Annotated in this window: 14 protein-coding genes; 10 read left to right on the forward strand and 4 right to left on the reverse strand. The window is 36.0% G+C overall.

Going from position 1 to position 24,858, the window contains the following annotated elements; translation table 11 throughout:
- The first annotated feature begins 9 nt into the window (after positions 1 to 9).
- Both ABJF08_RS02425 and ABJF08_RS02430 read left to right on the forward strand, forming a co-directional pair.
- Positions 10 to 1,008, forward strand: coding sequence for an NADP-dependent oxidoreductase (locus tag ABJF08_RS02425; protein ID WP_348114451.1), 999 nt, complete (start codon positions 10 to 12; stop codon positions 1,006 to 1,008).
- A 124-nt stretch (positions 1,009 to 1,132) separates the two neighbouring features.
- A complete protein-coding gene (locus ABJF08_RS02430) occupies positions 1,133 to 2,062 on the forward strand; it encodes a DUF58 domain-containing protein (RefSeq protein ID WP_348114452.1) in 930 nt (309 codons plus the stop codon).
- Positions 2,063 to 2,269: 207 nt separating this feature from the next.
- Here ABJF08_RS02430 and ABJF08_RS02435 read toward each other — a convergent pair whose 3' ends face one another.
- The 4 genes from ABJF08_RS02435 to ABJF08_RS02450 all read right to left on the reverse strand — a co-directional run bounded on the left by ABJF08_RS02435 (position 2,270) and on the right by ABJF08_RS02450 (position 10,712).
- Positions 2,270 to 5,002, reverse strand: a complete 2,733-nt coding sequence (locus ABJF08_RS02435; RefSeq protein WP_348114453.1) for an alpha-amylase family glycosyl hydrolase — start codon at positions 5,000 to 5,002, stop codon at positions 2,270 to 2,272.
- Between the two features lie 61 nt (positions 5,003 to 5,063).
- Positions 5,064 to 6,200 carry a SusE domain-containing protein gene (locus ABJF08_RS02440; RefSeq protein WP_348114455.1) on the reverse strand — a complete coding sequence of 379 codons (1,137 nt, stop codon included), beginning with the start codon at positions 6,198 to 6,200 and terminating at the stop codon, positions 5,064 to 5,066.
- A 19-nt stretch (positions 6,201 to 6,219) separates the two neighbouring features.
- A complete protein-coding gene (locus tag ABJF08_RS02445; RefSeq protein ID WP_348114456.1) occupies positions 6,220 to 7,812 on the reverse strand; it encodes a RagB/SusD family nutrient uptake outer membrane protein in 1,593 nt (530 codons plus the stop codon).
- A 17-nt stretch (positions 7,813 to 7,829) separates the two neighbouring features.
- Positions 7,830 to 10,712, reverse strand: coding sequence for a SusC/RagA family TonB-linked outer membrane protein (locus tag ABJF08_RS02450; RefSeq protein ID WP_348114457.1), 2,883 nt, complete (start codon positions 10,710 to 10,712; stop codon positions 7,830 to 7,832).
- Positions 10,713 to 10,902: 190 nt separating this feature from the next.
- Between ABJF08_RS02450 and ABJF08_RS02455 the strand changes: the two genes are divergently transcribed.
- The 8 genes from ABJF08_RS02455 (at position 10,903) to ABJF08_RS02490 (ending at position 24,858) form a co-directional block, all read left to right on the forward strand.
- The gene (locus tag ABJF08_RS02455; protein WP_348114458.1) at positions 10,903 to 11,922 is read left to right on the forward strand and encodes a LacI family DNA-binding transcriptional regulator; all 1,020 of its coding nucleotides are present in this window, start codon (positions 10,903 to 10,905) and stop codon (positions 11,920 to 11,922) included.
- 124 nt (positions 11,923 to 12,046) lie between these two features.
- A complete protein-coding gene (locus ABJF08_RS02460) occupies positions 12,047 to 13,432 on the forward strand; it encodes an MFS transporter (protein WP_348114459.1) in 1,386 nt (461 codons plus the stop codon).
- Positions 13,425 to 14,087 (forward strand): beta-phosphoglucomutase, encoded by a 663-nt coding sequence (pgmB, locus tag ABJF08_RS02465; protein WP_348114460.1) that lies wholly within the window; start codon positions 13,425 to 13,427, stop codon positions 14,085 to 14,087. Before ABJF08_RS02460 ends, pgmB begins: the two co-directional genes overlap by 8 nt.
- The gene (locus ABJF08_RS02470; protein WP_348114461.1) at positions 14,084 to 16,387 is read left to right on the forward strand and encodes a glycoside hydrolase family 65 protein; all 2,304 of its coding nucleotides are present in this window, start codon (positions 14,084 to 14,086) and stop codon (positions 16,385 to 16,387) included. The genes pgmB and ABJF08_RS02470 overlap by 4 nt, the downstream gene beginning before the upstream one ends.
- Before the next feature lie 460 nt (positions 16,388 to 16,847).
- Entirely contained in the window at positions 16,848 to 19,235 is a 2,388-nt protein-coding gene (locus ABJF08_RS02475; RefSeq protein ID WP_348114462.1) for an alpha-amylase family glycosyl hydrolase, read from the forward strand.
- Positions 19,236 to 19,319: 84 nt separating this feature from the next.
- On the forward strand, positions 19,320 to 20,747 hold the full coding sequence (locus ABJF08_RS02480) for an alpha-amylase family glycosyl hydrolase (protein ID WP_348114463.1): 1,428 nt from the start codon (positions 19,320 to 19,322) through the stop codon (positions 20,745 to 20,747).
- A gap of 344 nt (positions 20,748 to 21,091) precedes the next feature.
- Positions 21,092 to 21,802: a DUF2064 domain-containing protein gene (locus ABJF08_RS02485; RefSeq protein ID WP_348114464.1), complete on the forward strand. Its 711-nt coding sequence runs from the start codon at positions 21,092 to 21,094 to the stop codon at positions 21,800 to 21,802.
- A 74-nt stretch (positions 21,803 to 21,876) separates the two neighbouring features.
- Complete coding sequence (locus ABJF08_RS02490; protein WP_348114465.1) at positions 21,877 to 24,858, forward strand: TonB-dependent receptor; 2,982 nt, start codon at positions 21,877 to 21,879, stop codon at positions 24,856 to 24,858.

The following is a 24,858-nucleotide window of genomic DNA, read 5'->3' on the forward strand; positions in this document are numbered from 1 at the left end:
TTAGATATTATGAGCAAGACTATATTGTTGAAAAACAGACCGCAAGGAACACCACAAAACAGTAATTTTGAATTCATAGAAGAAGAAAAGCCGTCGCCTAAAGATGGTGAGGTATTATTGAGAACTAAATATGTGTCGGTAGATCCTTATTTACGTGGACGCATGCGAGATGAAAAATCTTATATAGAGCCTTTTGAAATAGGTGCTCCTATAGCATCTGCAGTTGTTGCTGAGGTTATAGAAAGTAAAAATGACCGATTTGAAAAAGGAGATTTTCTGACAGGATCATTAGAATGGAAAGAATATCAAACAAGTACTGCAGAGAATTTACGTAAAGTAAGTAGTGATGAAAATTCATTAAGTGCAAACTTAGGGATTTTAGGTATGACTGGACTTACTGCATACTTTGGGCTAGATAGAATAGGTGAGCCTAAAGAAGGAGAAACCTTATTAGTCTCTGGTGCAGCAGGCGCTGTAGGATCTGTAGTAGGGCAAATAGGTAAAATAAAAGGCCTTAAAGTTATAGGTATCGCTGGTTCTGATGAAAAGGTGGAGTTACTTAAGAGTAAGTTCAGTTTTGATGCAGCTATTAACTATAATAACACCGATGACCTTGCTGCTGCAATTAAAGAGCACGCACCAGATGGTATAGATATTTACTTTGATAATGTAGGTAGTTATACGCTAGATGCCGCTATGAAAAACATAAACCGTTTAGGTCGTGTTATAAACTGTGGTGCGATCTCCTTATATAACGAGACAGAAAATCCTACTGGTCCTAGATTAGAAACTACTATTGTAAAACAAAGCGTGAAAATGCAAGGTTTTATAGTTAGTAATTATCAAGAGCACTTTCCAGAAGGTGTTAAGCAACTATCTCAATGGTTAAATGATGGGAAACTGGTAAAAGAAGAGACCGTTGTAGAAGGTTTTGACTCTATTCCACAGGCATTCATTGACTTGTTCGAAGGGAAAAATAAAGGTAAGATGGTGGTTAAAATCTATTAATCACTTTTTTAGAACTATGTTTTTTTAGTATTCGCTTTCGCGAAAGCGGAACAAATTTAAACTCCATAAATAAAACAAGCATGATCGTCGATTAAGATGGTCATGCTTTTCTTATCTTCACACTATGGATGTACAAAAGGAACTTAATAAAACTACTGGCTTTAAAAACCTGCAATTACTGGCTAGTCAGGTGGTAGAAGGTTATATAAGTGGTATGCATAAATCTCCTTTTCATGGTTTTAGCGCAGAGTTTGCAGAACATAAAATTTATAATCCTGGTGAGAGTACACGGCATATAGACTGGAAACTGTTTGCAAAAACAGATAAGCTCTACACAAAGCGATATGACGAAGAGACTAATTTGCGCTGTCATCTTATAGTCGACAACAGTCCTTCTATGCACTATCCACTGACTAAAAAACAAGAGATAGGCTCGCTTAATAAAATAGGTTTTACAGCGCTGGCAGCAGCAAGTGTTATGAATCTGCTTAAGAAGCAAAGAGATGCAGTAGGAATGAGTATTTATGCAAATGAGTATGAATATTATGCACCAGAAAAAGGTAGCGAAAGGCATCACAATATGCTGATAGATCAATTGACTAGAATAAGTAGTGAAAAACCTAGTGGGCAAACTACAGATACTTATAAATACCTGCACGAGATAGCAGAGAATATAAAACGTAGATCACTTATTTTTCTTTTTACCGATATGTTTCAAAGCGATAGACATGAAAACGAACTCTTTGAAGCGCTCAGACATTTAAAATATAATAAACATGATGTGGTACTTTTTCATACTTATGATAGTGCTACAGAGGTGAACTTTGATTTTTCTAATAAGCCTACTCGATATACAGATGTAGAAACAGGAGAGCATATCAATCTTTATGCAGATAATGTTAGAGAAGATTATCAAAAAGCGATAAAAGAATATTTTGAAAAACTAAGAGTACGTTGTGGGCAAAATAGAATTAAGTACATGCCAGTAGATATTCAACAAAACTTTGATGTGGTAATGACTACCTTTTTATTAGAACGACAACTGTTTAAATAAAATAAAAGCCTGTCAGGGACAGGCTTTACGTAACCAATTGAATTATGAAAAGAGTAATGGGTTACTGCAAAGTAATTACTTAAGAAATTTAGGGAATTTAATAAGCATCTCTCTTTGGTAAAGCAAAAGTAAACCTCACTTTAATTATAAGGTAAAGATCTTTTCATAATCATTGTTAATCTTTAAACAGTGTAAAAACAGGTTGAATTACATCTTTATTAATTTTTCTACCTGGGTTTGATCTGCGGTTGTGATTTTTACAAAGTAAATGCCTTGCTTTAAATCGCTAACATTATAGATATCTCTAACTCCTTTAAAAGTAGTAGTAAGCTGACCAGAGGTATTATAGACCTGTACTAATTGTGCTTCTTGAGATAGTTTAAAAGTACTTGCTGTTGGGTTAGGGTATAATTTTATAAACTCTTGAGTAAGAAATGAATCTTCATTACTTAATGGATCTTGTAATAGCTGTGTTGTAAAAAGTTTATATTCTCCTGGTTGTAGGTTAATCATCGCTGTAGTACTCGTAATATTTACCGCGGTATTATTATCGAAGTAATCGTACCATGTACCAGTCTCAGAGAAATTAGGGTTTACGTTTTGAGCAGTTATACCAAAGTTAGCTACAACGACAGCATCAAATTGAGTACCGTTAAGATTAATTCTTTTAACTATTCCAGATACGTCTAGATCGTTATTAACTGAGTTAAATGTTTCTGGATAAAGGGTCTTTAAGTTAATCATAGTTGCCGTCACATTATAAAGAGCCATGCGACTTGCGTCTGTATCATAACCTAGTGTCCATGGAATAGGTTTGCGACCTGTACGTCCATTAAGATCTATATCTTGTTCATAACCTAGTTCTCCAAATTGCCATAACATCTTAGGACCTGGAATACTGTATAAGATTGCTGCGATAGCTTCTTGTCTTTCTAGAGCGATAGGTAACGTTCTTACATTATGGGATGAATTTGCGTTATTACCAAATTGTAGGTTTTTATACATTAAGCGCTGCTCATCATGACTTTCTGCATAGGCAACTAGGTGTTGGTTATTAAAATTACGTGAGCCAAAATAAGAGCCACTAACATCTGCATTACTACCATATCCCATAGAATTCTGGTTGTACTGATCAGTCATTTTACCCCAAAGCATAAATCCAGCATTTGCAAGAGCAGTTTCTTCACTATTATCTGCTAGATGTTCTAGTATCATGTAAACGTCGTTACCATTTGCATTCCATATGGTATTGCGGTAATCATTAAGAATATCAACCCTAGACTGATCATAAGCATTCCATGCGCCTACATTTCCTAGAGTGTTGTTTTGAGTAAAACCTTTTGATAGGTCAAATCTGAAACCATCTACCTTATACTCGTCTATAAGAAACTGAAGAGTTTGCTTTACATAATCACGAGTAAAAGTACTCTCGTGATTCATGTCATAACCTACATTAAAATCATGACGCGCGGTAGGATTCATGTAAGGATTATTTGCTGCTGGTCTAAAGTTAGCATCATCCCACCACATTTGACATAAAGGACTTTGACTAAAAGCGTGGTTGTATACTACGTCTATGATGATCGCAATTCCTTTTGAATGACATAAATCTACTAGTTCTTTAAACTTATCTGTAGTACCATATGTTTTATCTAGAGCACCGTGAAATTTAGGATTATAACCCCAACTATCTGCTCCTTCAAATTCATTGATAGGCATTAATTCTATAGCATTAACTCCTAGTGTTTCTAGATAATCTATACGATCAATTACTTGCTGGTAACTGTCCTGTTCAGAAAAATCTCTTACTAGTAACTCATAGATTACTAAATTCTCTTTATCTGGTTTTGTGAAATTAGTTACGTTCCAGTTATAAGGTGTTTTTTGATACGTATATAAGGTAACATCTCCTGTAGTCTGGTTAGTAGGATAGGCAGGTAGGTTAGGGTAATTTCCAGCCACGATAAATTGATCGCTTCCTGGATCTAGAATAAGCTGGCTGTAAGGATCTGCTATTTTTATATCAAAATCTACTAGATATTGATACATAAACGCTGTGTTTGCAGTAAAAGCTGTAGCTGGTATGGTAACCCAAAAATAATCACCATCCTTATTCATTTGGTATGTAGTATCTAGATTCCAGTTGCTGAAACTACCTACTAGGATCACATCATTTTTAAGAGGTGCGGCAAGTAAAAAGGTAACACTACCATCTGCATTTTCATTAACTCCATTTTTTAAACCAGCAGGACGAGTTAGATTTTGTGTCGTACCAGGTACAAAAACACTAACAGTATCGCTAGAAGAGTCTGTACCGCTAGACGCAGTTATAGTAATGTCATAAGATCCAGAGGCGTTAAATGTGTAAGCATTACTTATAGTACTAGCTGTAGTGCTCGCTATACTAGTAGAGTTAACACTTAAATCTAAGGTTGCATTTTGAGAACTATCACCTGTTATGGTAATGGTCTGGTTGAGGTTAAATACAGCACCATCCTGTGGAAATGTGATTGATGTATTTAATCCAGGAGGAAAAACATTTAGAAATATATCTGGAGAGGTTTGTGCTGTTGCCGCTGCATTTCTAACGACTAGTGATATTTCTGTAACGACATCTCCTGGTGTTACACTGTAAAATTGGTTTATACTCGTACCTAAATCTAGTGTGTAAATATTACCAGTACCGCTGTAGGTAAACTGCGGTGCACCGTTATTATCATTAAAAGTGGGTACTATAATGTTTTGCCATCGTTGCCCATTTATAGTTACACCTGTATAGGCGTATAGAGTTCCAGTTTCATTTTCTAATGCTGTACCAGTAGCATCAAAGGTTAATATGACTTGATCTGTTTGAGTAGGTGTTGATGGAGTTGTTGTTACTTGCGCTTTCGCGAAAGCGAAACAAATAAAGGCCATCAAAGCCAGAGTATAGTTTTTCATAGCTTGAGTTTTAAGCAAAAAAAAGGCTGCGAACAGCCTTTTCATTTAAGATGAGTTTTATTTATTCTTGTGGGATAAGAAGGAAGCTACCATCTAGATCATTAAAGAAAATGTCATAAGTACCAGCTTTTGCAATGATGTTAGGGTCGTTATTGTTAGCGCCTTGTCCAGCATATGGAGATACATTATCACCCCAACTATCTGTCCAGTCATCGTTTGCTCTTATTTTTAATTCTCCAGCGATTAATGCAATATCGCGACCTACCCACTGGTGTGGATCAAAAGAAGATTGTGTTAAATCAAGATCTGGTCCGTTCCATCCATTAGGAGTAGACGGGCCTATAAGACCTATACTCGTATATGTAGTTGCAGTTGCAGCGGTAGTATTTGCTACTATGCTAAAACTAGAAGTACCTTCTGAAGCATTAGTAACACCAGTAATGTCAATGTTGAAGTCGTAATATCCTGCGGTAGGAGCAGCAAATGAAGCAGGGTCGCTACCAGCACCATCATTAACACCTACAGCGCCATTTCTCTCACCGTACTGTGGTTGCCACATTCCTAAAGTAGAAAGGATTTTAAACTCATCAGCATTAAAGAAACCTGTGTAATAATGCTTGTTTACGTCTGTTACATCTACAAAAAGAGCAGGATTAGTCTCTCCATTACCATCTCCATTATTCCATCCAGGCTCTGTTGCCGCACCTACAAAATATAATGGGCTAAAAGGGTAAGCTTCAAAAGCCGTGATTACCGCAGTGACTTCATTAGAAAAGATAGGATCTACCGCAGTTGCTGCTGTAGTTGCTTTTACTCTTAATTTAAAGTTAGTTGCTATACCAGGTTCTGCGCCTAAAGAAAGAGCGGCATCGTTAAGTGCATTATAAGTTACTGCTGTGTTCGTACCATTATTAGATCCTAATACTGCTGGTGCACTATAATCGCCAGATTCTACATCCATTTCTAATTGGTAATCTATCTGTACAGGTGTTTCTAATGAAACTCTGTTCCAAGAAAAACGTTCTGCAAGATCTGCTCCATTAGTTTCAGTAACTTCAAAAGTGTTTACGTCTGGAGATAAGGTAATCTCTCCAGATGTGTTTGTGTTAAGTGAAAATTCTTCACTGTCTGTATCATCACAAGAATTAAAACCTGCAATAGCTAAAAACGACAGCATTAATATAGAAAACTTTTTCATTTTTAAATTATTTATAAGATTAGTAACCAGTGTTTTGTGGTTGTAGATTTGGGTTTAAATTTAATTCTTGTGCAGGAATAGGAAGTATATTTCTAAATGCAGGAGTGGTCGTACCGTTTCTTACATTTCCTTTCCATGCCCAAACTTTTGAGGTAGTGAACTGACCGAATCTTACTAGATCCTGACGTCTATGTGCTTCCCAGTGTAATTCTCTAGCTCTCTCGTCTAGTAAATAATCAAGATCTATTTGACCTACAGTAATGTTTCCACTAGTGTTTCCATAAGCTCTTTCTCTTATCTGATTCAAATAACCTTGAGCTGTTGTTAAATCACCACCAGATCCACCTCTTACTACAGCTTCTGCATACATAAGATAAGCATCTGATATACGGAAAATAGGAAAGTCTATGTCTACAAAGTCACCTACTGTATCACTACCTGCACTACCATCAACATTTACATTCTTGAATTTTTGAATGGCAAAACCATCTTTAAACTGACCTACATCATTGATTTCTTTTGTTTGCTCGTCAGTAAAGAATGTTTCTCTTGTATCTGCAGAGTTTTCTTCTCCTGGGAAAAGCTCTACAAATTGCTCTGTAGTTCTTATTCCACCCCAACCACCGTTGATACCGAATACTGATGGGTCCATGTTTCCGCCTACTGGAGCGTGAGTTAAGTAAGTAGTCCCACCAAATGTTTGCGTATTTAAACCGTCAAAGTTAATCGTCCATATAAAACCATCTTCAGCACCATTACGGTTGTTGTCTGCCTGAAAACTGTATGCATAGGGCACGTTAGGAACGTTATAACCTGCACTAATTACTTTGTTCAATTGAGTGATAGCATCTGTGTATCTAGGTGTTCCTGTATACACTTCGGCATTCATATAAATTTTTGAAAGTAACATCCATAGTGCTCCTTTATCAGCGCGACCGTATTCGTTCATACGGGCTTCTACCATATCGTCTTCGATAGCGAGTAATTCAGATTCTATAAATTCAAATAGCTCTGTTCTAGACTTTGCAAGAGGTAAAACTGCTGGATCTGAATTCTCATCAGTAAAAGGCATTTTACCAAAAAGGTCCATACCGTGATAATAAGAATATGCTCTTAAGAATCTAGCTTCTGCACGATAGTTTGCAACATCAGCTCTTACATCTGCCGGGATGTTGTATTCGTCTAGTTTTGCATCAGTACTTAGAGATAAGAACTCATTACATACTGCAATTTGATAATTAACACGAGAGAACATCGCGTTGATAAATTCATTACCGTCTGTCCATACATGACCGTGTAAATCTTTTATGGTACCATCATTCCATGCGATAATAGCCTCGTCAGTGGTAAGTTCTTGCATGTTCCAGTATAATCTCAGGTAGTTAGAAAAACCACCATCTATACCAGAGATATCTGCATTTCCATCTCCTCCTTCTTGACCACCTAGAGCAAGACCAGCATAGGCCTTAGCAATAATACCACGATACGTCGCAGGATCTTGAAATAACTCAGCTTCTGTAACTCGGTTATCTCTTGGTTCTACAGTAAGCGCATCCTCACATGCAGTAAAAACAAGCATTCCAAGGAACAAAAAGATAATTGATTTGTACATTTTCATAGTGTTGCTTTTTAAAATTTAAATCCTAATCCAAAGATTAGACCTCTATTACGAGGAAATAGGTTGTTATCGATACCTCCAAATACTTCTGGATCAGTACCATCATAATCAGTGATAGTTAATAAGTTAGTTCCTGTAATAGAAGCTCTTATGTCTACTTTGTCGCCAGGAAAATTATACCCTAACGATACATTATCTAATTTGATAAAGTCAGCTTTTTGTATGTAATAGTCAGACTGTAATCTTTGTTGAGAAAAATTAGTATTTAAAATGTCTACAGTTGAATTCACATAAATAGGAGTTTGTGTGTTAGTAGGGAAGATACTTCCATAACTAGCAGAATTAGAGTCTACGTTATTATAGTTGTAACCACCAGCAGCACCTCTAAATGTGAAGCTAAAATCAAGATTCTTATAATTAAAATTAGAAGTTAAACCGAAGTAAACATCGTGATTTGCTTTTTTGTATCTCACTCTATCTGCATCATTAATGATGTTATCACCATTAGTATCTACATACACACCATCTAATGGGTTACCATCCTGATCATATACCTGACGGAAAACATGAAAAGAGGTAGGGTCAGATCCTACCGCCCATTCTTGAATTGTATTTCCTGTACCACCGGATATTCCTCCCACAGGAACCGGTGCGTTATCTGCACCAGCTAGGTCTGTAATTTCTATTTCTTGAACAGTCGCATTTGCAGACAGTGTCCAGTTCATATTTTCCGTTTGAATTATTTTTCCTGAAATACTAGTTTCAATACCTCTACTTAAAGTAGAACCTGCATTTTGAAAACTACCATTTTCTAATCCACCTGCTGGAAGCGGACCGAATAATAATAAATCTTTAGTCTCTCTATAAAAACCATCTACGCTACCGGTAATACGGTCATCAAAGAACCCTATGTCGATACCAGCATTCCATTGGTCTGTAGTTTCCCATTTAAGATCTATGGATCCTTCTGGACGTATAGTAGTTACAAATTGATCACCGAACTGTACAGCAGCTTGTGGCTGTCCAGGAGTGAAAACAGATAAGTATGCAAATGATGCGTCTATATCTTGCTGTCCTGTCTGACCGAAACCACCACGTATTTTTAACTGTGATAAGAAACCACTGTTTTGTACAAAGTCAGTATTAGTAAGTTTTAACGCAGCACTTGCTCCATAGAAATTAGCCCATCTATTTTCTTCAGAAAACCTTGAACTACCATTGCGGGATGCACTACCAGAAATAACCACTAAATCTTTAATGTCAAAAGAAGCTCTTGCAAATGCAGTTACTAATGCAGAGTCATCTATAGCGATAGGATTTTCTTGAAGTTCGTTGTTTACTGAAGAACGACTTGTACTCTGACGTGTGAAATCTTGAAAACTTCCTCCTAGAGTAAAATCCATGTCAGTATCTAGAGACTCTAAAGTTCTTTTGTATTCAAAACGACCATCTAATAATTGGTTTCTTCTAAATCCTTCACCAAAGCTTCTGTTGTTTCCACGAGCACCAGCACCAGAGTTGAAATCTCTAATCGTGTACTCATCAAACTCATTATAATCGATACCAGCGTTACCAGTAAATTTTAAACCAGGTACTTGTCTTATGTTATAGGCAGCATTAAGGTTTAATCTCGCTTGCTTATTATCCAGTTGAGAATCTAAACTGTTTAATAATCCTAGTGGATTGCGAGGTGCATTACCTTCTGGTCCAGTCGAGTTAGTGTATTCAAAGAAACCGCCGAATTCTCCTGTATTATTAAATATAGATTGCGTTGGGTCAAATACCACCGCAGCACCTACAGCACCTTCATCTGCTCTTCTTAATTCTTCTTGAGCTAGTTGAGACGTAAAGTTTAGTTTTAAATCTCCTTTTAAGAAGTTTTGTCTTACGTTAAGACCTAAAGTAGCTCTTTCATAACCAGATCTTAATAAAGTACCATTCTCGTTAGTGTAACCTAAAGATGCTCTAATAGAAGTTGTTTCATATCCTTTTTCTACAGTAAGATTATGAATAGCTCTGGTTCCATTTTGATAGATTTCATTTTGCCAGTCTGTATTAGCATCTCCTAATACTGCAGGGTCTCTACCTTGATCAGCAACTAGTTGTCTAAATTCGTCAGCATTTAAAACATGAGCATAATCTTGAACTTGATTTACAGCAAACTGTACATCGTATCCTATTTTAAGATCACTATTAAGTTTAGCTTTTTTAGTAGTAATTAAAACTACACCGTTAGATGCACGGTTACCATAAATAGCGGTAGCACTAGCATCTTTAAGAATAGTAAAAGATTCAATGTCTGCAGGGTTAATAGTATTTAAACTAGCGTTACGTTGATCTAGTGGTACACCATCTACTACATAAAGAGCATCTTGATTACCACCTAATGTAGAACCTGGACGTACTCTAATAACAGGTCCATCACCTGGACGACCAGAAGCTGCTGTAACCTGTACACCGGCTACTTTACCAGATATTAACTGACCTGGAGATGTGATCGCACCTTTATTAAATTCTTCTGCTTTTACTGTAGTTTGTGCTGCGGTAACATTTGCTTTTTTAGTACTACCATATCCTATAAGAACGATAGTATCTAATTCTGATGGGTCTTCTGCTAGTGTTATATTAATAGAAGTCTGTCCGTTTAAAGGAATCTCTTGTGTCGTATAACCTATAAAAGAAAATACGATTACTGCATCACTAGGTACATTATTTAAAGTGTACTTTCCATCAAAGTCTGTCGATGTACCATTTGATGTGCCTTTTACAGATACAGTTGCTCCTAAAGCTGGTAGGCCATTAGATTCCAATACTGTACCAGTAATGACACTTTGCGCAAATGCAAAAAATGGTAGTAAAATTAACAGTAAAACTGTTTGTAATTTCTGATTCATTTTTCTGATTTAGTTAAAAATTAATGATGTCTTCTTCTCACACGGCGGCTAAATTATGTAAACTAAATGTTAAGAAAACGTTTTCGCTACTACATTCTACGAAAACGTTTTCGGTAATCGTTAATTTATTTTTATAGTATCTTCACTTTCGCGAAAGCGAAACGGATAATAACTCCTAATCTAAGTTATAATGGCTCAAAAGATTACATTAAAAAAAATATCTCAAGACTTAAAGGTTTCTGTATCAACAGTGTCAAAAGCGCTAAGAGATTCTCATGAGATAAGTGCAGAGACTAGAGATAAGATAAAGGAATATGCCAAAAAATTCAATTATAAACCCAATAGTATTGCACTAAGCTTAAAAAATCAAAAGACTAAAAAGATAGGGATAATCATTCCAGAAATAGTGCATCATTTCTTTGCAACTGTTATTTCTGGGGTCGAACGTGTGGCAAATCAAAAAGGATATCAAGTTATTATAACTCTATCTGGTGAGAGCTTTGATAAAGAAGTAGTGAACATGGAAATGCTGGCTAATGGAAGTATAGACGGTTTTATTATGAGTCTTTCTAAAGAGACAATGGAAAAACAAGATTTTCATCATTTAAGAGAGGTGACTAATCAGGGTATGCCTATAGTAATGTTCGACCGTGTGTGTAATGATATACCATGCGATAAAGTAATTATAGATGACGTTGCGGCAGGTCATGAAGCGACCGAGTTCTTACTTAGAAAAGGTAGGAATAAACTAGGTATAATAAGTACGGTGGACTATGTTAATGTAGGTAGATTACGTTCTCAAGGTTTTAAAGAAGCGTTGCAACAGCGAGGTTTTGAAGTAGAAGATCATCAGTTTTTAAAGATAGAAGATATTGATAATTGTGAGGGTGCGATAGAAGATTTTATATTAAAAAATGATTTTGACTCGCTAGTTGCCGTGAATGAATTATTTGCAGTTACGGCTAGTAAAGCACTACAAAAAGCAGGTAAAAGAATTCCAGAGGATGTTGCGATGGTAGCATTTACAGATGGTATGTTGTCTAAATATGCTAGTCCAACACTTACCACTATAGGTCAACAAGGTGAAGAAATGGGTGGTATAGCCGCGGCAAAACTGATAGAAAAATTAGAATCAAAGCATCATGAGAATGAAAGTTACGAAACCGTTATCGTAAAAACTTCTCTAGTAGAGAGAGAATCTACACCTTAATTATATAAATTTACCACCGTGTTGAAAGGTGAACTTTTAACATAGAATCAAAACTTATCTTCTTCACACACAATAAGTTTTGATAAGTCATAAGGCTTGTCGTCATTAAATAAAAGATAACGATATGCAAAAACCTAAGTTAGGTTTCTGGGATATCTGGAACATGAGTTTCGGATTTCTCGGTATTCAGTTTGGTTTCGCCCTACAAGGCGGATTCATGTCCCGTATTTTTCAAACTCTAGGAGCTGTAAAGGATGAAATCCCACTACTGTGGATAGCCGCACCATTAACTGGTCTGCTAGTACAACCTATTATAGGTTTTTTAAGTGATAAAACTTGGTCATCAAGATTTGGTCGAAGAAGACCTTATTTTCTAGTAGGTGCCATTCTTAGTTCTATTGCTTTATTTTTTGTGCCATACTCATCTGCTTTATGGATGGCAGCAGGTTTTTTATGGATACTCGATGCGTCTATTAATATTTCTATGGAACCGTTTAGAGCTCTGGTAGCAGATAAGTTACCAGATTCACAGCGTTCTTACGGTTTTGTAATGCAAACTCTTATAATAGGTATCGGTACATTTATCGCTAGTTCACTACCTGCATTAGTATCTATGTTAGGTGTTTCTGACGAAGCTGCTCCTGGAGTCATACCGCCATCTGTTAAAGTTGCATTTGCAATAGGAGCTTTTGTTTTTCTAATCACAATCTTATGGACAGTGTTTAAAACAAAAGAATACTCACCACAAGAGATGGAAAAGTATAATGGGGAGATAGAAAATGATGACGCAGGGATGATGGAAAGTATTTCAAAATCTTATTCGCTCATACCGCCTACCATGATTAAACTAGGTGTGGTACAGTTTTTCTCTTGGTTTGCCTTTTTTACTATGTGGAGTCTAGCAACACCAGCGTTAACAGAGTCTGTTTTTGAAGCACCTGCGCCTATCGCTAGCGCATTTGATATGACAGACGCCGTACAGTCGGCTGCATTTGATACACAAAATACCGCATACCAAAAAGCGGCAAATAGCGTGGGTGGTTATATGGGGATTTATGGGCTTTCTTCTATGGTATTTGCATTACTACTTACTCTATATACTTCGCGTCGAAGAATTAATAGAAAATATGTTCACATGACTTGTCTTATCGCTGGTGGAGTAGGGTTTTTAATGATGAATTATATTACAGATCCTGCCATGTTAATTTTATCATTCACATTAATAGGTATCGCTTGGGGTAGTATTTTATCCATGCCCTATGCGATGTTGTCTAGTAGTGTTAATCCTAAACAGATGGGTTTAATGATGGGTATCTTTAATATGTTTATTGTAATTCCTCAAATTATAGCCGCTTTAGGCGGTGTTAACTGGACCTCTAGTTTATTAGGTAATGGCGCCATTCATGCCATGACAGTTGCTGGTATAGCACTAGTTCTAGCAGGTATAAGTAATTTCTTAATAACCGATAAAAACGCTATCACTTACCAAATTCAAGAATCAGATGATTAAAAAAGCATTCATATTTGACCTAGATGGTGTAATTGTAGACACTGCAAAGTTTCACTTTATCGCATGGCAGCGTCTTGCGGCATCTCTAGATATCAATTTTACAGAAGAAGAAAACGAACAGCTCAAAGGGGTTTCTAGAGTAAACTCCTTAAAGAAAATTCTAGAATGGGGAAACAAAGAAATCTCTCCAGATGTTTTTCAAGCCAAAATGGATCAGAAAAACACGGAATATCTAGACCTAATAAAAACCTTAGATACATCTGACATAATGCCTGGTGTACATGATTTTCTTTTAGAATTAAAGAAACAGGAACAGCCTATAGCTTTAGGTAGTGCGAGTAAAAATGCCCGACCTATTTTAAAGAAACTAGGTATCTATGACCTATTTGAGGTAATAGTAGATGGAACTAATGTGACTAAGGCAAAACCAGATCCAGAAGTCTTTTTAAGCGCCTGCGATCAATTAGGCTATGCCGCACAAGACAGTATCGTTTTTGAAGACAGTGTTGCAGGAGTACAGGCTGCAAATACGGCAAGAATGATATCCATAGGATTAGGAGAACCATCCATATTGAACGAGGCAGACGAAGTCTTTGCACACTTTACCGACATGCCACAAGATTATATCAACACATTACTAAGTAAGAAAAAATGAATCAAGAATATATCATACCAAACGCGTGGTCTATAATTGAAGAAGGATGGAAGCCGTCTCAAGTAGAATCTAGTGAAAGCCTTTTTTCCATCGGTAACGGTGCTATGGGGCAACGAGCAAATTTTGAAGAAAAATATACAGGTGCTACTTTTCAAGGTAGTTATGTAGCAGGAGTTTATTATCCAGATAAAACCAGAGTTGGATGGTGGAAAAATGGCTATCCAGAATATTTTGCAAAAGTACTTAACGCTCCTAATTTTATAGGGATCGATGTTTTTATAGATGGAGAAGAATTGGACCTTGCAACAGTTCAAGAAGTGACAGATTACCGTCGCGAGTTAAACATGAAAGAAGGATGGTACGAGCGTTCCTTTACAGCACACCTGTCTCAAGATAAAGCGATAAATGTAGTTGCAAGAAGGTTCATGAGTCTAGAAATAGATGAGCTAGCCGTTATTAACTATCAAGTAACTGCTGTAAAAGGAGATATAAGAATCTCTTTCCAGCCTTATATAGATGCAGGAATAACTAATGAAGATACCAACTGGGACGACGCGTTCTGGGAAGTAGAAGAATTAGTTTCAGAAGACCATCAGGCTCTCGTGTTAAGTCGTACTAATAAGACTAATTTCTATGTAGGTACCTACATGCAGTCAGAGTTGATTAAGAACGGAGAGCATGTCCAGTATGCAGAGCATTTTGATAAAAACGATACTGTTATACGTCATAAAGCAGCTTGTGATATCGCTCAAGGCGAAAGCGTAACTCTTAGAAAATATGCCGGTTATACTTCCAGCCTTAATCATGAGCATTTTGAACTTTTTCCTGCTGCAAAATCAGTTTTACAGAAAGCAACAGAGCTAGGTTATGAAAGTTTGCTTAAATTGCAGGCAGATTCATGGGCGCAAATTTGGGCCATGGCAGATATTACTATAGACGGTGATCTCAAAGCACAGCAAGGGATACGTTTTAATATCTTCCAGTTGAATCAAACATACTCAGGTAAGGACTCTCGTCTTAACATAGGTCCTAAAGGATTTACAGGAGAGAAATATGGAGGTTCTACCTATTGGGATACAGAGGCTTATTGTATTCCATTCTACATGGCTACCAAAGATCAACAGGTAGCACGTAATTTATTAAGATATAGATATGAGCAGCTAGACAAGGCCGTTGAAAATGCTGGGAAACTAGGATTTTCTTCTGGAGCTGCTCTATATCCTATGGTTACCATGAATGGAGAAGAATCTCATAACGAGTGGGAAATAACCTTTGAAGAGATACACCGCAACGGTGCGATGGTTTTTGCTATCTATAACTACGTTAGATTTACAGGAGATTATATCTACGTTCCCGAAATGGGACTTGAAGTGATGATCGCTATCGCCAAATTCTGGCATCAACGTGCGACCTTTTCACAGCGCGCAAATAAATACATGATCCTAGGTGTAACCGGTCCTAACGAGTATGAGAATAACGTAAATAATAATTGGTATACGAACTACCTAGCAAAATGGTGTATCAACTATGCTGTGGATAATATCAATAAAGTAAAAGACGGTTATAAGTCAGATTACGATAGAATTATTGCAAAAACTAAACTTACAGATTGTGAGATCACTGCATGGCTAGACGTAGCAAATAATATGTATGAGCCGTTTGATGAAGAACTGGGCGTTTATTTACAACAAGATGGATTTTTAGATAAAGAAATTATTCCAGTAAACGACCTTTCATCAACCCATAGACCTATCAATCAGAAATGGTCTTGGGATCGTATTTTAAGAAGTTGCTACATTAAACAAGCAGACGTATTACAAGGTTTTTATTTCTTTGAAGATCATTTTACCAAGGAACAATTAGAAAAGCATTTTGACTTTTATGAGCCGTTAACGGTTCATGAAAGCTCTCTTTCTCCATGTGTTCACAGTATACAAGCAGCAAAGTTAGACCGTATGGATCAGGCATATGAGTTCTATTTGAGAACATCACGACTAGATCTAGACGACTATAATAAAGAAGTAGAAGAAGGTTGCCATATTACTAGTATGGCTGGAACTTGGATGAGTATTGTAGAAGGTTTTGGTGGTCTTCAAATCATTGATGATAAGCCTAGTTTCACGACCAAACTTCCTGAACAATGGGATGGTTTCAGTTTTAAAATCAACTTTAGAAATCAGATTCTTGACGTGCAGGTAACGAAAACAGGTGCACAAGTAACTCTAGAAGGTAAACTTGCTCAAGATATTATACTTAATGGCGAGCACATTACTTTACAGCCTCAAATGGTAAATGCCTAGGCTATGAAGTTAGTACGCGATTAAAATTTTGTTAGTTGATTCAACATTTTACCTCACAAGTTTTCAAAACCTGTGAGGTAAGTTTTATGGAGTCATTAATTTAAAGTTTTTCCCTCAAGGGAAATGTTCGCAGGACAAAGGGTGTTTGCGCATGAGTGAAGTATGAGAAATAAAGACCGTAAACACCTAACTCTTATCTTTCCTCAAGGAAAGACGGTAGTTTATGTATGGCATAACCTGATTTCTGTAACTAGAAAAAAAGATTTTCCCTCGAGGGAAATGTCCGCAGGACAAAGGGTGTTTGCGCATGAGTGAAAACATATTGATAAATTACCGCCAAGCCTTTAGGATTTAAATAAGATAATAATCGCGAGCAAAGGGATTCCATGAAAACTTTCTCCTTTGGGGAAATGCCGCAGGCAATGGGGCTAGCAAAGCAATAAATATTAAATAAAGTGAAATGAAAAAACTACTAATCCTACTCATCGCAATTCTTATTATAAGTTGCGATAATCATCATAAAGAAAAAACTACCCTAGATACTAGAGCTAGTGCTATTGAGGTAATGACAACGCCTGTTTACAAAAATGTAGGGAGTAATAAATTTTCACTTTCCGATTACGTTTCAGATGTTACATCTATTGATAGTATAACTTTAGGAAAAGGATGTTATAAAAAGGATTTAGGTAGTAATAATGACATTAAAATCCCTGGGAAACTAGACGACTCCTATTATTTTGGACTGAATGATAATGCTCCCTTTGTCACTAATATCACATTATGGATCGATGGAATTAGGAACGATATTCCGGTTTATAAAACTCCACAAGGTCAGTTTTCATTGCCATACATTAATAGGACTAAGAATAAACCTAAGAAAGTTCAAGTTAAAGGAAGCTTTACAAATTGGGCAACTATAGACTTAGAAGAAAACAATGATGTCTGGATACATACGGTTGCACTTCCAGCTGGGAAACATCAATATATTTTTGTTTTGGATGGTGTCGAAGAAAAATTGACTGTAAATGATGAAAAGGTCATGAGTAATAATCAAGAAGGCTTTAATCGTTATATTGATAATTCTTTGTCAACAAATACAAAGCTATCCTACGATAAAATCCTTGACAAAGGATTTACTTTTAAGACATCAGGAAGTTTAGAAAACGTAGTTGTTCTCTATGAAAACCAACTCGTAGAAGCGATAAAAAGTAAAAATGATAATACGTATACAGTAAACCTACCAGAAAAAGACTTCTCAAAGCGTATTTCTAAAACACAACTGGTTAGAGTTTTAGCTAGTGATGAAAATGGTCGTACTAACGATTTATTGATTCCGGTACAAAATGGTCAGGTAGTAAAAGACCCAGCGCAACTTGCTAGAAATGATTTTCATAATCAGGTGTTGTATTTTATGATGGTAGATCGTTTTCTTGATGGAGATAAATCAAATACAAAACTTGTGAACGATCCAGAAATTTTACCAAAAGCAAATTATATGGGTGGCGATCTAGCAGGTGTTTTGGCAAAGATAAAAGACGGCTATTTTGAAGAATTGGGAATCAATACCGTATGGTTGTCGCCTATTACTCAAAATCCAGAAGGTGCTTATGGCTTGTGGCCAGAGCCTAAAACTAAATTTAGCGGTTATCACGGTTACTGGCCCATTTCTAATACTCAAGTAGATTACAGATTTGGTAATGAGATGATTTTAAAAGAAATTATTGAAGAGGCTCATAATCGCGATATGAATGTGATTTTAGATTATGTGGCAAACCATGTTCATGAAGAGCATCCTTTATATAAAGAACATCCAGAATGGGCTACAGACTTGTATCTAGAAGATGGTAGTTTAAACACAGAGCGATGGGACGACCACAGATTAACGACTTGGTTTGATACCTTTCTACCTACACTTGATTTTTCACAGCCAGAAGTAGTAGAAAAAATGACCGATAGCGCTTTGTACTGGGTTACCGAGTATAAACTAGACGGTTTCCGTCACGATGCGACGAAGCATGTGCCAGAAGAATACTGGAGAACACTGACTCAAAAAGTACGCAATAATACAGACAGACCTATTTACCAGATAGGAGAAACATACGGTTCTTATGACTTGATAAGAAGCTATGTGAGTACAGGAATGTTAGATGCGCAGTTTGATTTTAATCAGTATGATGCTGCTGTTTCCGCTTTCGCGAAAGCGGATGGAAGCTACGCAAACCTCACCGAAACCCTTAAAAAAGGTCTAGAATATTATGGTCACCATCATTTAATGGGTAATATCTCAGGAAACCAAGATCGTGCAAGATTCATAAGCTATGCAAGTGGTGATGTGAAATTTGATGAAGACGCAAAGAAAGCTGGCTGGACTCGTGAGATAGTCATGAGTGATTCTACCGCATTTGATAGACTAGGTATGTTACAAGCTTTTAATATGACCATGCCTGGTGTGCCGGTCATATATTATGGTGATGAGTATGGTTCTATAGGAGCAAATGACCCTGATAATCGCAGGATGATGAAGTTTAATGGCCTTTCTAGTAGAGAACAAAAATTACGTAAATTAGTTCAAGAATTAGTTTATCTACGTCGCAATTCTATGTCTCTAATTTATGGAACCACACAGGTAATCATGGAAGAAAATGGCTTGTTGGGTATAGAGCGTAATTATTTTAATGAGAGTACAAAGGTGATTTTTAACGAGAATTCTACGATTCTTAATGTGGGTTTAAATAATGCACGCTTTCGCGAAAGCGGAACCGCAATAAATGCCATTGTAACGGATAAGAATATTCAGATACTACCAGGCAATTTTGTGATTATACAAATGAAAAATGATCAAAAATAAAATTTAAAATAAGTTATAGAACTCCTACATTTGATACCTGACCATAAAATTAGGAAAACCAACTATTAATAAATTACTAGCTTAATGAAAAAATATATTTTAGGATTACTTGCCATCACAGCGTTATTAGCCTGCAAGGAAGAGGTGAAAGAAGAAACAGCTGTTGAAAATGTTGAGGTTAAAGAATACTCTCCTATCCAGGATGAAGATCTTGAAAATGCCGTTATATATGAGGCAAACATAAGACAGTATTCTCCTGAAGGTACTTTTAATGAGTTTACTAAAGATATTCCAGAACTTAAGGAGCTAGGAGTTAAAGTGATCTGGTTAATGCCTGTTTTTCCTATTTCAGAAAAGAATAGAAAAGCAAATGGGAACTTAATGGTAGAGGACATTAAAGACCCTAAAGAAAGAGAGAAATATCTAGGTAGTTACTATGCGGTAGCTGACTATGAAGAAGTTAATCCAGATTTAGGAACGCCAGAAGATTTAAAGAACCTTATTAAAACAGCACATGATAATGGTATGTATGTGATTCTGGACTGGGTTGCAAATCATACAGGATGGGATAATCGATGGATTAAGGAATATCCAGACTTTTTTACAAAGGATAAAAACGGTAAAATGATCCACCCAGAAGGTACAGACTGGACAGACACTGCAGACCTTAATTACGATAATAGAGACTTGTGGAATTATATGACGCAGGCTATGGCTTCATGGATAGAAAAATATGATGTAGATGGTTTTAGATGTGATGTGGCTCATGAAGTGCCTACTGAATTTTGGAATTATGCGACTAAAGAATTGGAAGACCGCAAACCGTTATTCATGCTAGCAGAAAGTGAAAAGAAAGATCTGTTTAAAGAAGCATTTGATATGGGGTATAATTGGGAAGGACATCATTTAATGAATGAACTGACTAAGGGCGACTTTGACGTTAAAAAGTGGGATGAGTATATGGAGCGTAATGAGAAAAATTATGAGAAGGATGATATTTTAATGAATTTCCTAACAAATCATGATGAGAATTCATGGAATGGATCGGTAAAAGAAAGAATGGGCGCAAAGGGTAATACTATGCTTACATTTAGTTATATGATACCTGGTATGCCATTAATTTATTCTGGTCAGGAATACGGTATGGATTACAGATTAAAGTTTTTTGAAAAAGATACTATTCCTAAAACTAAAGGGAAGACTTGGGATCTTATGAAAAAACTAGGAGAGTTGAAAAACAATAATGCTGCACTTAATGGAGGTAAAAACCCTGCTAGTTATACCAGATTAGAAACAAGTAATGATAATAGTATTTATGCTATTAAGAGAGAGAAAAATGGGGATGTTATTTATTACATTGTAAATTTATCTACAGAGAAGGAAAAAGTAAAAGTAAAAGGTATGTCAGGTAAAATAACTGATGCGATACGTGGTGGTACTGTTAATTTTAAAGAAGGTAACTTTCTTGATTTTCCACCATATGGATATCGTGTTTTTACTGTGGAAAAATAATACGGTTTTTAAAAATTTATAAAAAAGGCTTCTCATTAGGGAAGCCTTTTTTATGATACCTGGTGTCCGTTATAGAATTAAGAGGAGTATATAATAATGTTACTTATGTGGATATCTATTTTGCTTTTTATCTAATTTTTTAGAATTCATATATGCAAAAATGGATCAAAAAGTAAAAAGTGAAACTTTCGTGACAATTTTATTGTAATTATGCAAATATCATAGAGTAATGGTCATTTTGTAAAACCTGAAGAAGGAAGTTTTACGTATGTAATGCTGTAGTTTCTATTCTATGAATGCGAGCTTATTACCGATGATAAAAATGTAACGGTTAAAATTAAAAATTGATTTTTAAGAAATCTTCTCATACTGCTATTCTAGTCTTTGCCGCTTCTGGTAAGAAAGATGCGTGTCGTAAAGGTATTAAAGGCGGTGATGTGCTTTTTGATACTCTTACAGATCAAACGGTTGCTTTAGCTAGTAAAACTGGTTTGCCGTATTATGTACACACAGAAAAGCAACAAAAGGGATTTGATTTTGGATCTAGGTTAAGTAATTCTATTCAGGCAGTTTTTGAGCAGGGATATGATAATGTAATAGCCATAGGTAATGACACGCCGCATTTAAAATTATCACATTTTAAACAGACTATTGATAACCTAGAACAAGGGGTTGCTACAATAGGTCCTTCTCAAGATGGAGGTTTTTACCTTCTAGGAATTAATAAAGCTACTTTTTTAAAGGTAGAACATAAAGAAAACGAAGAATCTAAATTTTCAAGGTTACCTTGGAAAACGTCTCGATTAACTCATTCTCTTACAGATAGTTTTAGTGACGGTCTAGTACTGTATAAAATGCTAGATAAGTTGATAGATCTAGATGCAAAGGTAGATTTAAAGGCGATTTTAGATTACTCATTATCTTTAAATGAAATAATACTTCAGCTCATTTTATTATTAGTTGAAAGCGATAAAAGTATAGCGTCTAATAGTAGTATCTTTTATTTAATTAAAGATGCTGATGTATATTATAATAAGGGATCTCCTTGTTTTTAATTTCTACATGTAGCTATAAGCGCGTGATTTAGAAAATAAATTTGCGTGCATTTTTATCACTTTACTTTTATTAAATGAAACAATTATCCTTTTGGGTAATGCTATTAATGTGCATTACCGCATTTTCTCAAGATCTAACAGTTACCGTAACTGATTTCTCCACTTTTCAAGGTTTATCTGAAATTAAGGTAACCTTAATCAATAGCTCTAGAAATATTTCTATGGAGCAAACTACTGATGCTTTAGGAAAAGCAACTTTTAAATCCTTACCGACCATTAATGGTTATGTAGTAAAATTTGAAGGTAACGATCAGTATGAGTCTGCACAAAGTTCTGTTATTAACATACGTTCTAATGAGAATCCATCTGTAGTACTAAGTATTCTTTCAAAAAATGATGATAACACCTTAGATACGGTAGTTATCAATTCACAATCGAGTAACCGTATTAACCGTCGTGATGCTGAAGTTTCTTTTGAACTAGAGGCAACCGAAATTCAAGAGATTCCAGTAGAAGGTCGTGATATAACTAGAGTGTTATTTCGTTTACCTAACGTTACACAAGCAACAGGTTTCTTTCCAGAGGCACCTAATGTAAGTGTGAATGGAGCAAATCCATTATTTACATCATACACTATTGATGGTATGGATAATAATGAGCGTTTTCTAGGTGGACAGCGATTTGCGATTCCTTCTGGTTTTGTAAATGACATTACTGTTTTTACTAATAATTATAGTGCAGAGCAAGGTCTAACAGAAAATGGTGTCATAGATGTTACTACAAAGTCAGGTACCAATGAATTAACAGGCGAAGCCTTTTTTATCACACGTCCTGGTCCTAGTATAGATGGTACAAGTCAGTTTGCACAAAGAGATTTATCTGGTAATCAGGTTAAAGATGGTTTTGCTAGATACCAAGCTGGTGTAGGTGTAGGTGGAGCTTTAGTAAAAGATAAAACCTTTTATTATTTAAATATAGAACACACTACAGATGTAAAAGATAATTTATTAACGTCTCCACAATTAGGTGTTGCAGAAACTGTAGAAGGAACAAATACTTTTAATTATCTGTCTGCAAAAATTGATCATAAATGGTCAGATAGTTTCCGTAGTTCATTGAGAGCAAACGTAGGTTTTGTAGATATAGAACGTCAGGGTGGTGGACTAGATGGTGGTGCGTTATTTCCTAGTGCAGGAGATACGCAAGAAAGAAACTCTGTCAACATCGCTTTAAAGAACAGTTATAATATAGGTGATGTCTTTGCAGAATCTAATATCCAGTACTCTCGTTTTAGATGGAATTATTCTCAAGCAAATAACTTTGGTAGTCCTCAAGTAACGGTAAGAAATCCAGCAGATGAGACTATCGCTATTATAGGTAATCCAGGTTATATTTTTGACGCTTTAGAAAACACGGTGCAATTTCAACAGAAATTTAAATATTACTTAGATAACCACTCTCTTAAAGCAGGTTTAAATTACATACGTGGTGATCATGAGTTATTAGGTGGTGGTAATCCATCAGGTAATTATACAGTAGATTTAACGCAAGCACAATTAGATGCTTTAAGAGCTAGAAATCTAGGTGGCGCGCTTAATATAAACGACCTGCCGTCAGATGTAGAAGTGACTAATTACGGTGTAGAATTAAGACCTGCACAGTATGGTACAGATCAGTCTATTTATTCTATTTATGCAGAAGATCTTTGGTCGGTATCAGATCGTTTAAACGTGACACTAGGTTTGCGTTATGATTATGATAACCTGTCTAAAGGTGGTAGTGATGAAGGTGATAAAAACAACTTTGCACCTCGATTAAATTTGAATTATAAACTGACAGAAAAAAGTAGTCTACGTGGTGGATATGCTATTTCTTATGGTAAAATACCATATGCAGTATATAGTGATGCTTTACAACAAAACACAACTAGTGAAGATTATCAAGCGCAAATTCAGGAATTTGTAGATTTAGGTATATTACCATCAGACACTAACATTGATAGGGTAACCTTTGACGGTAACCTTACTGCAAACGTAGCAGGAGTTTCTTACCTTAATGGACCCACTGCAGCATCTTTACAAGATCAACGTGAAGGTGTTTTCTCAAATGAGAGACGTATTCTTAATCCTAATGGTTATGATAATCCATACTCACATCAGTTTGCTATAGGATACCAAGTACAAGTAGAAGATGATAAATTATTCTTTGTAGATCTTATTCATAATAGAGGTGAAGATCTTTTAAGATTGAGAAACTTAAATGCAGCTGCAGAGTATACGGTAGATCCTGATAACGTAGTTGTAAGAACACAGGCAGAAGCTGATGCTACACGACCTATTCCTATCGCTAATAATAGTGCGGTAATAGATGGGCAGACTAGAACAGGTGTCGCTAGAAGTGTTGTTATTACAGAAAATGGAGGTAAATCTCGTTATTATGCTGCTAGTTTTAATCTTCAAAAATCTAGAGGTGACGATAATTATTCTTACCGTATTAACTATACACTAGCTAGTCTAAAGAACGATACAGAAGACATTAACTTCAGAGCACAAGATGGTAACAACTATGGTGATGAATATGGTCCATCTATTAATGATAGAAGACATAACATAAACAGTATTTTTAATTATTACCCATTAGAAGGAACAACTATAACACTTGCAAACATCTTGCAAAGTGGACAGCCTATTAACCGTATTCCAGATGCTTTGCTATATGGGACGACAGATTTAAATGGTGACGGTAGCGGTTTTGGAGATGCATATCAAGGTAACAGTGATCGTTCTCCAGGAGAGGCTCGTAATAGTGACCGCCTTCCATGGTCGGTTAACTTTGACTTAGGAATACAGCACCAGTTTAAAATCAATGGCGATAAAAAACTAGAACTAAGAGCAGATGTCTTTAATGTTTTTAACGTAGAGAATTTGAGTGGTTATAGTAACAACGCAACACAATCTAATCAAATTCAGGCAGGTCCTGCTTCTAGTGGTCGTTTTGTCCAGCGCAACGCAGGTCCACCTAGACAGTTTCAATTTGGTGTTAGATATTTGTTTTAG

Origin of the sequence: Nonlabens sp. (assembly GCF_039941875.1) — a bacterium.
Lineage (GTDB): Bacteria > Bacteroidota > Bacteroidia > Flavobacteriales > Flavobacteriaceae > Nonlabens.

What these genes read in the sequence shown, in the direction of transcription:
- ABJF08_RS02425 (WP_348114451.1), top strand. Translation starts at nt 10, where the DNA reads ATGAGCAAGACTATATTGTTGAAAAACAGACCGCAAGGAACACCACAA.
- ABJF08_RS02430 (WP_348114452.1), top strand. Translation starts at nt 1,133, where the DNA reads ATGGATGTACAAAAGGAACTTAATAAAACTACTGGCTTTAAAAACCTG.
- ABJF08_RS02435 (WP_348114453.1), bottom strand. Translation starts at nt 5,002, where the DNA reads ATGAAAAACTATACTCTGGCTTTGATGGCCTTTATTTGTTTCGCTTTC.
- ABJF08_RS02440 (WP_348114455.1), bottom strand. Translation starts at nt 6,200, where the DNA reads ATGAAAAAGTTTTCTATATTAATGCTGTCGTTTTTAGCTATTGCAGGT.
- ABJF08_RS02445 (WP_348114456.1), bottom strand. Translation starts at nt 7,812, where the DNA reads ATGTACAAATCAATTATCTTTTTGTTCCTTGGAATGCTTGTTTTTACT.
- ABJF08_RS02450 (WP_348114457.1), bottom strand. Translation starts at nt 10,712, where the DNA reads ATGAATCAGAAATTACAAACAGTTTTACTGTTAATTTTACTACCATTT.
- ABJF08_RS02455 (WP_348114458.1), top strand. Translation starts at nt 10,903, where the DNA reads ATGGCTCAAAAGATTACATTAAAAAAAATATCTCAAGACTTAAAGGTT.
- ABJF08_RS02460 (WP_348114459.1), top strand. Translation starts at nt 12,047, where the DNA reads ATGCAAAAACCTAAGTTAGGTTTCTGGGATATCTGGAACATGAGTTTC.
- pgmB (WP_348114460.1), top strand. Translation starts at nt 13,425, where the DNA reads ATGATTAAAAAAGCATTCATATTTGACCTAGATGGTGTAATTGTAGAC.
- ABJF08_RS02470 (WP_348114461.1), top strand. Translation starts at nt 14,084, where the DNA reads ATGAATCAAGAATATATCATACCAAACGCGTGGTCTATAATTGAAGAA.
- ABJF08_RS02475 (WP_348114462.1), top strand. Translation starts at nt 16,848, where the DNA reads ATGAAAAAACTACTAATCCTACTCATCGCAATTCTTATTATAAGTTGC.
- ABJF08_RS02480 (WP_348114463.1), top strand. Translation starts at nt 19,320, where the DNA reads ATGAAAAAATATATTTTAGGATTACTTGCCATCACAGCGTTATTAGCC.
- ABJF08_RS02490 (WP_348114465.1), top strand. Translation starts at nt 21,877, where the DNA reads ATGAAACAATTATCCTTTTGGGTAATGCTATTAATGTGCATTACCGCA.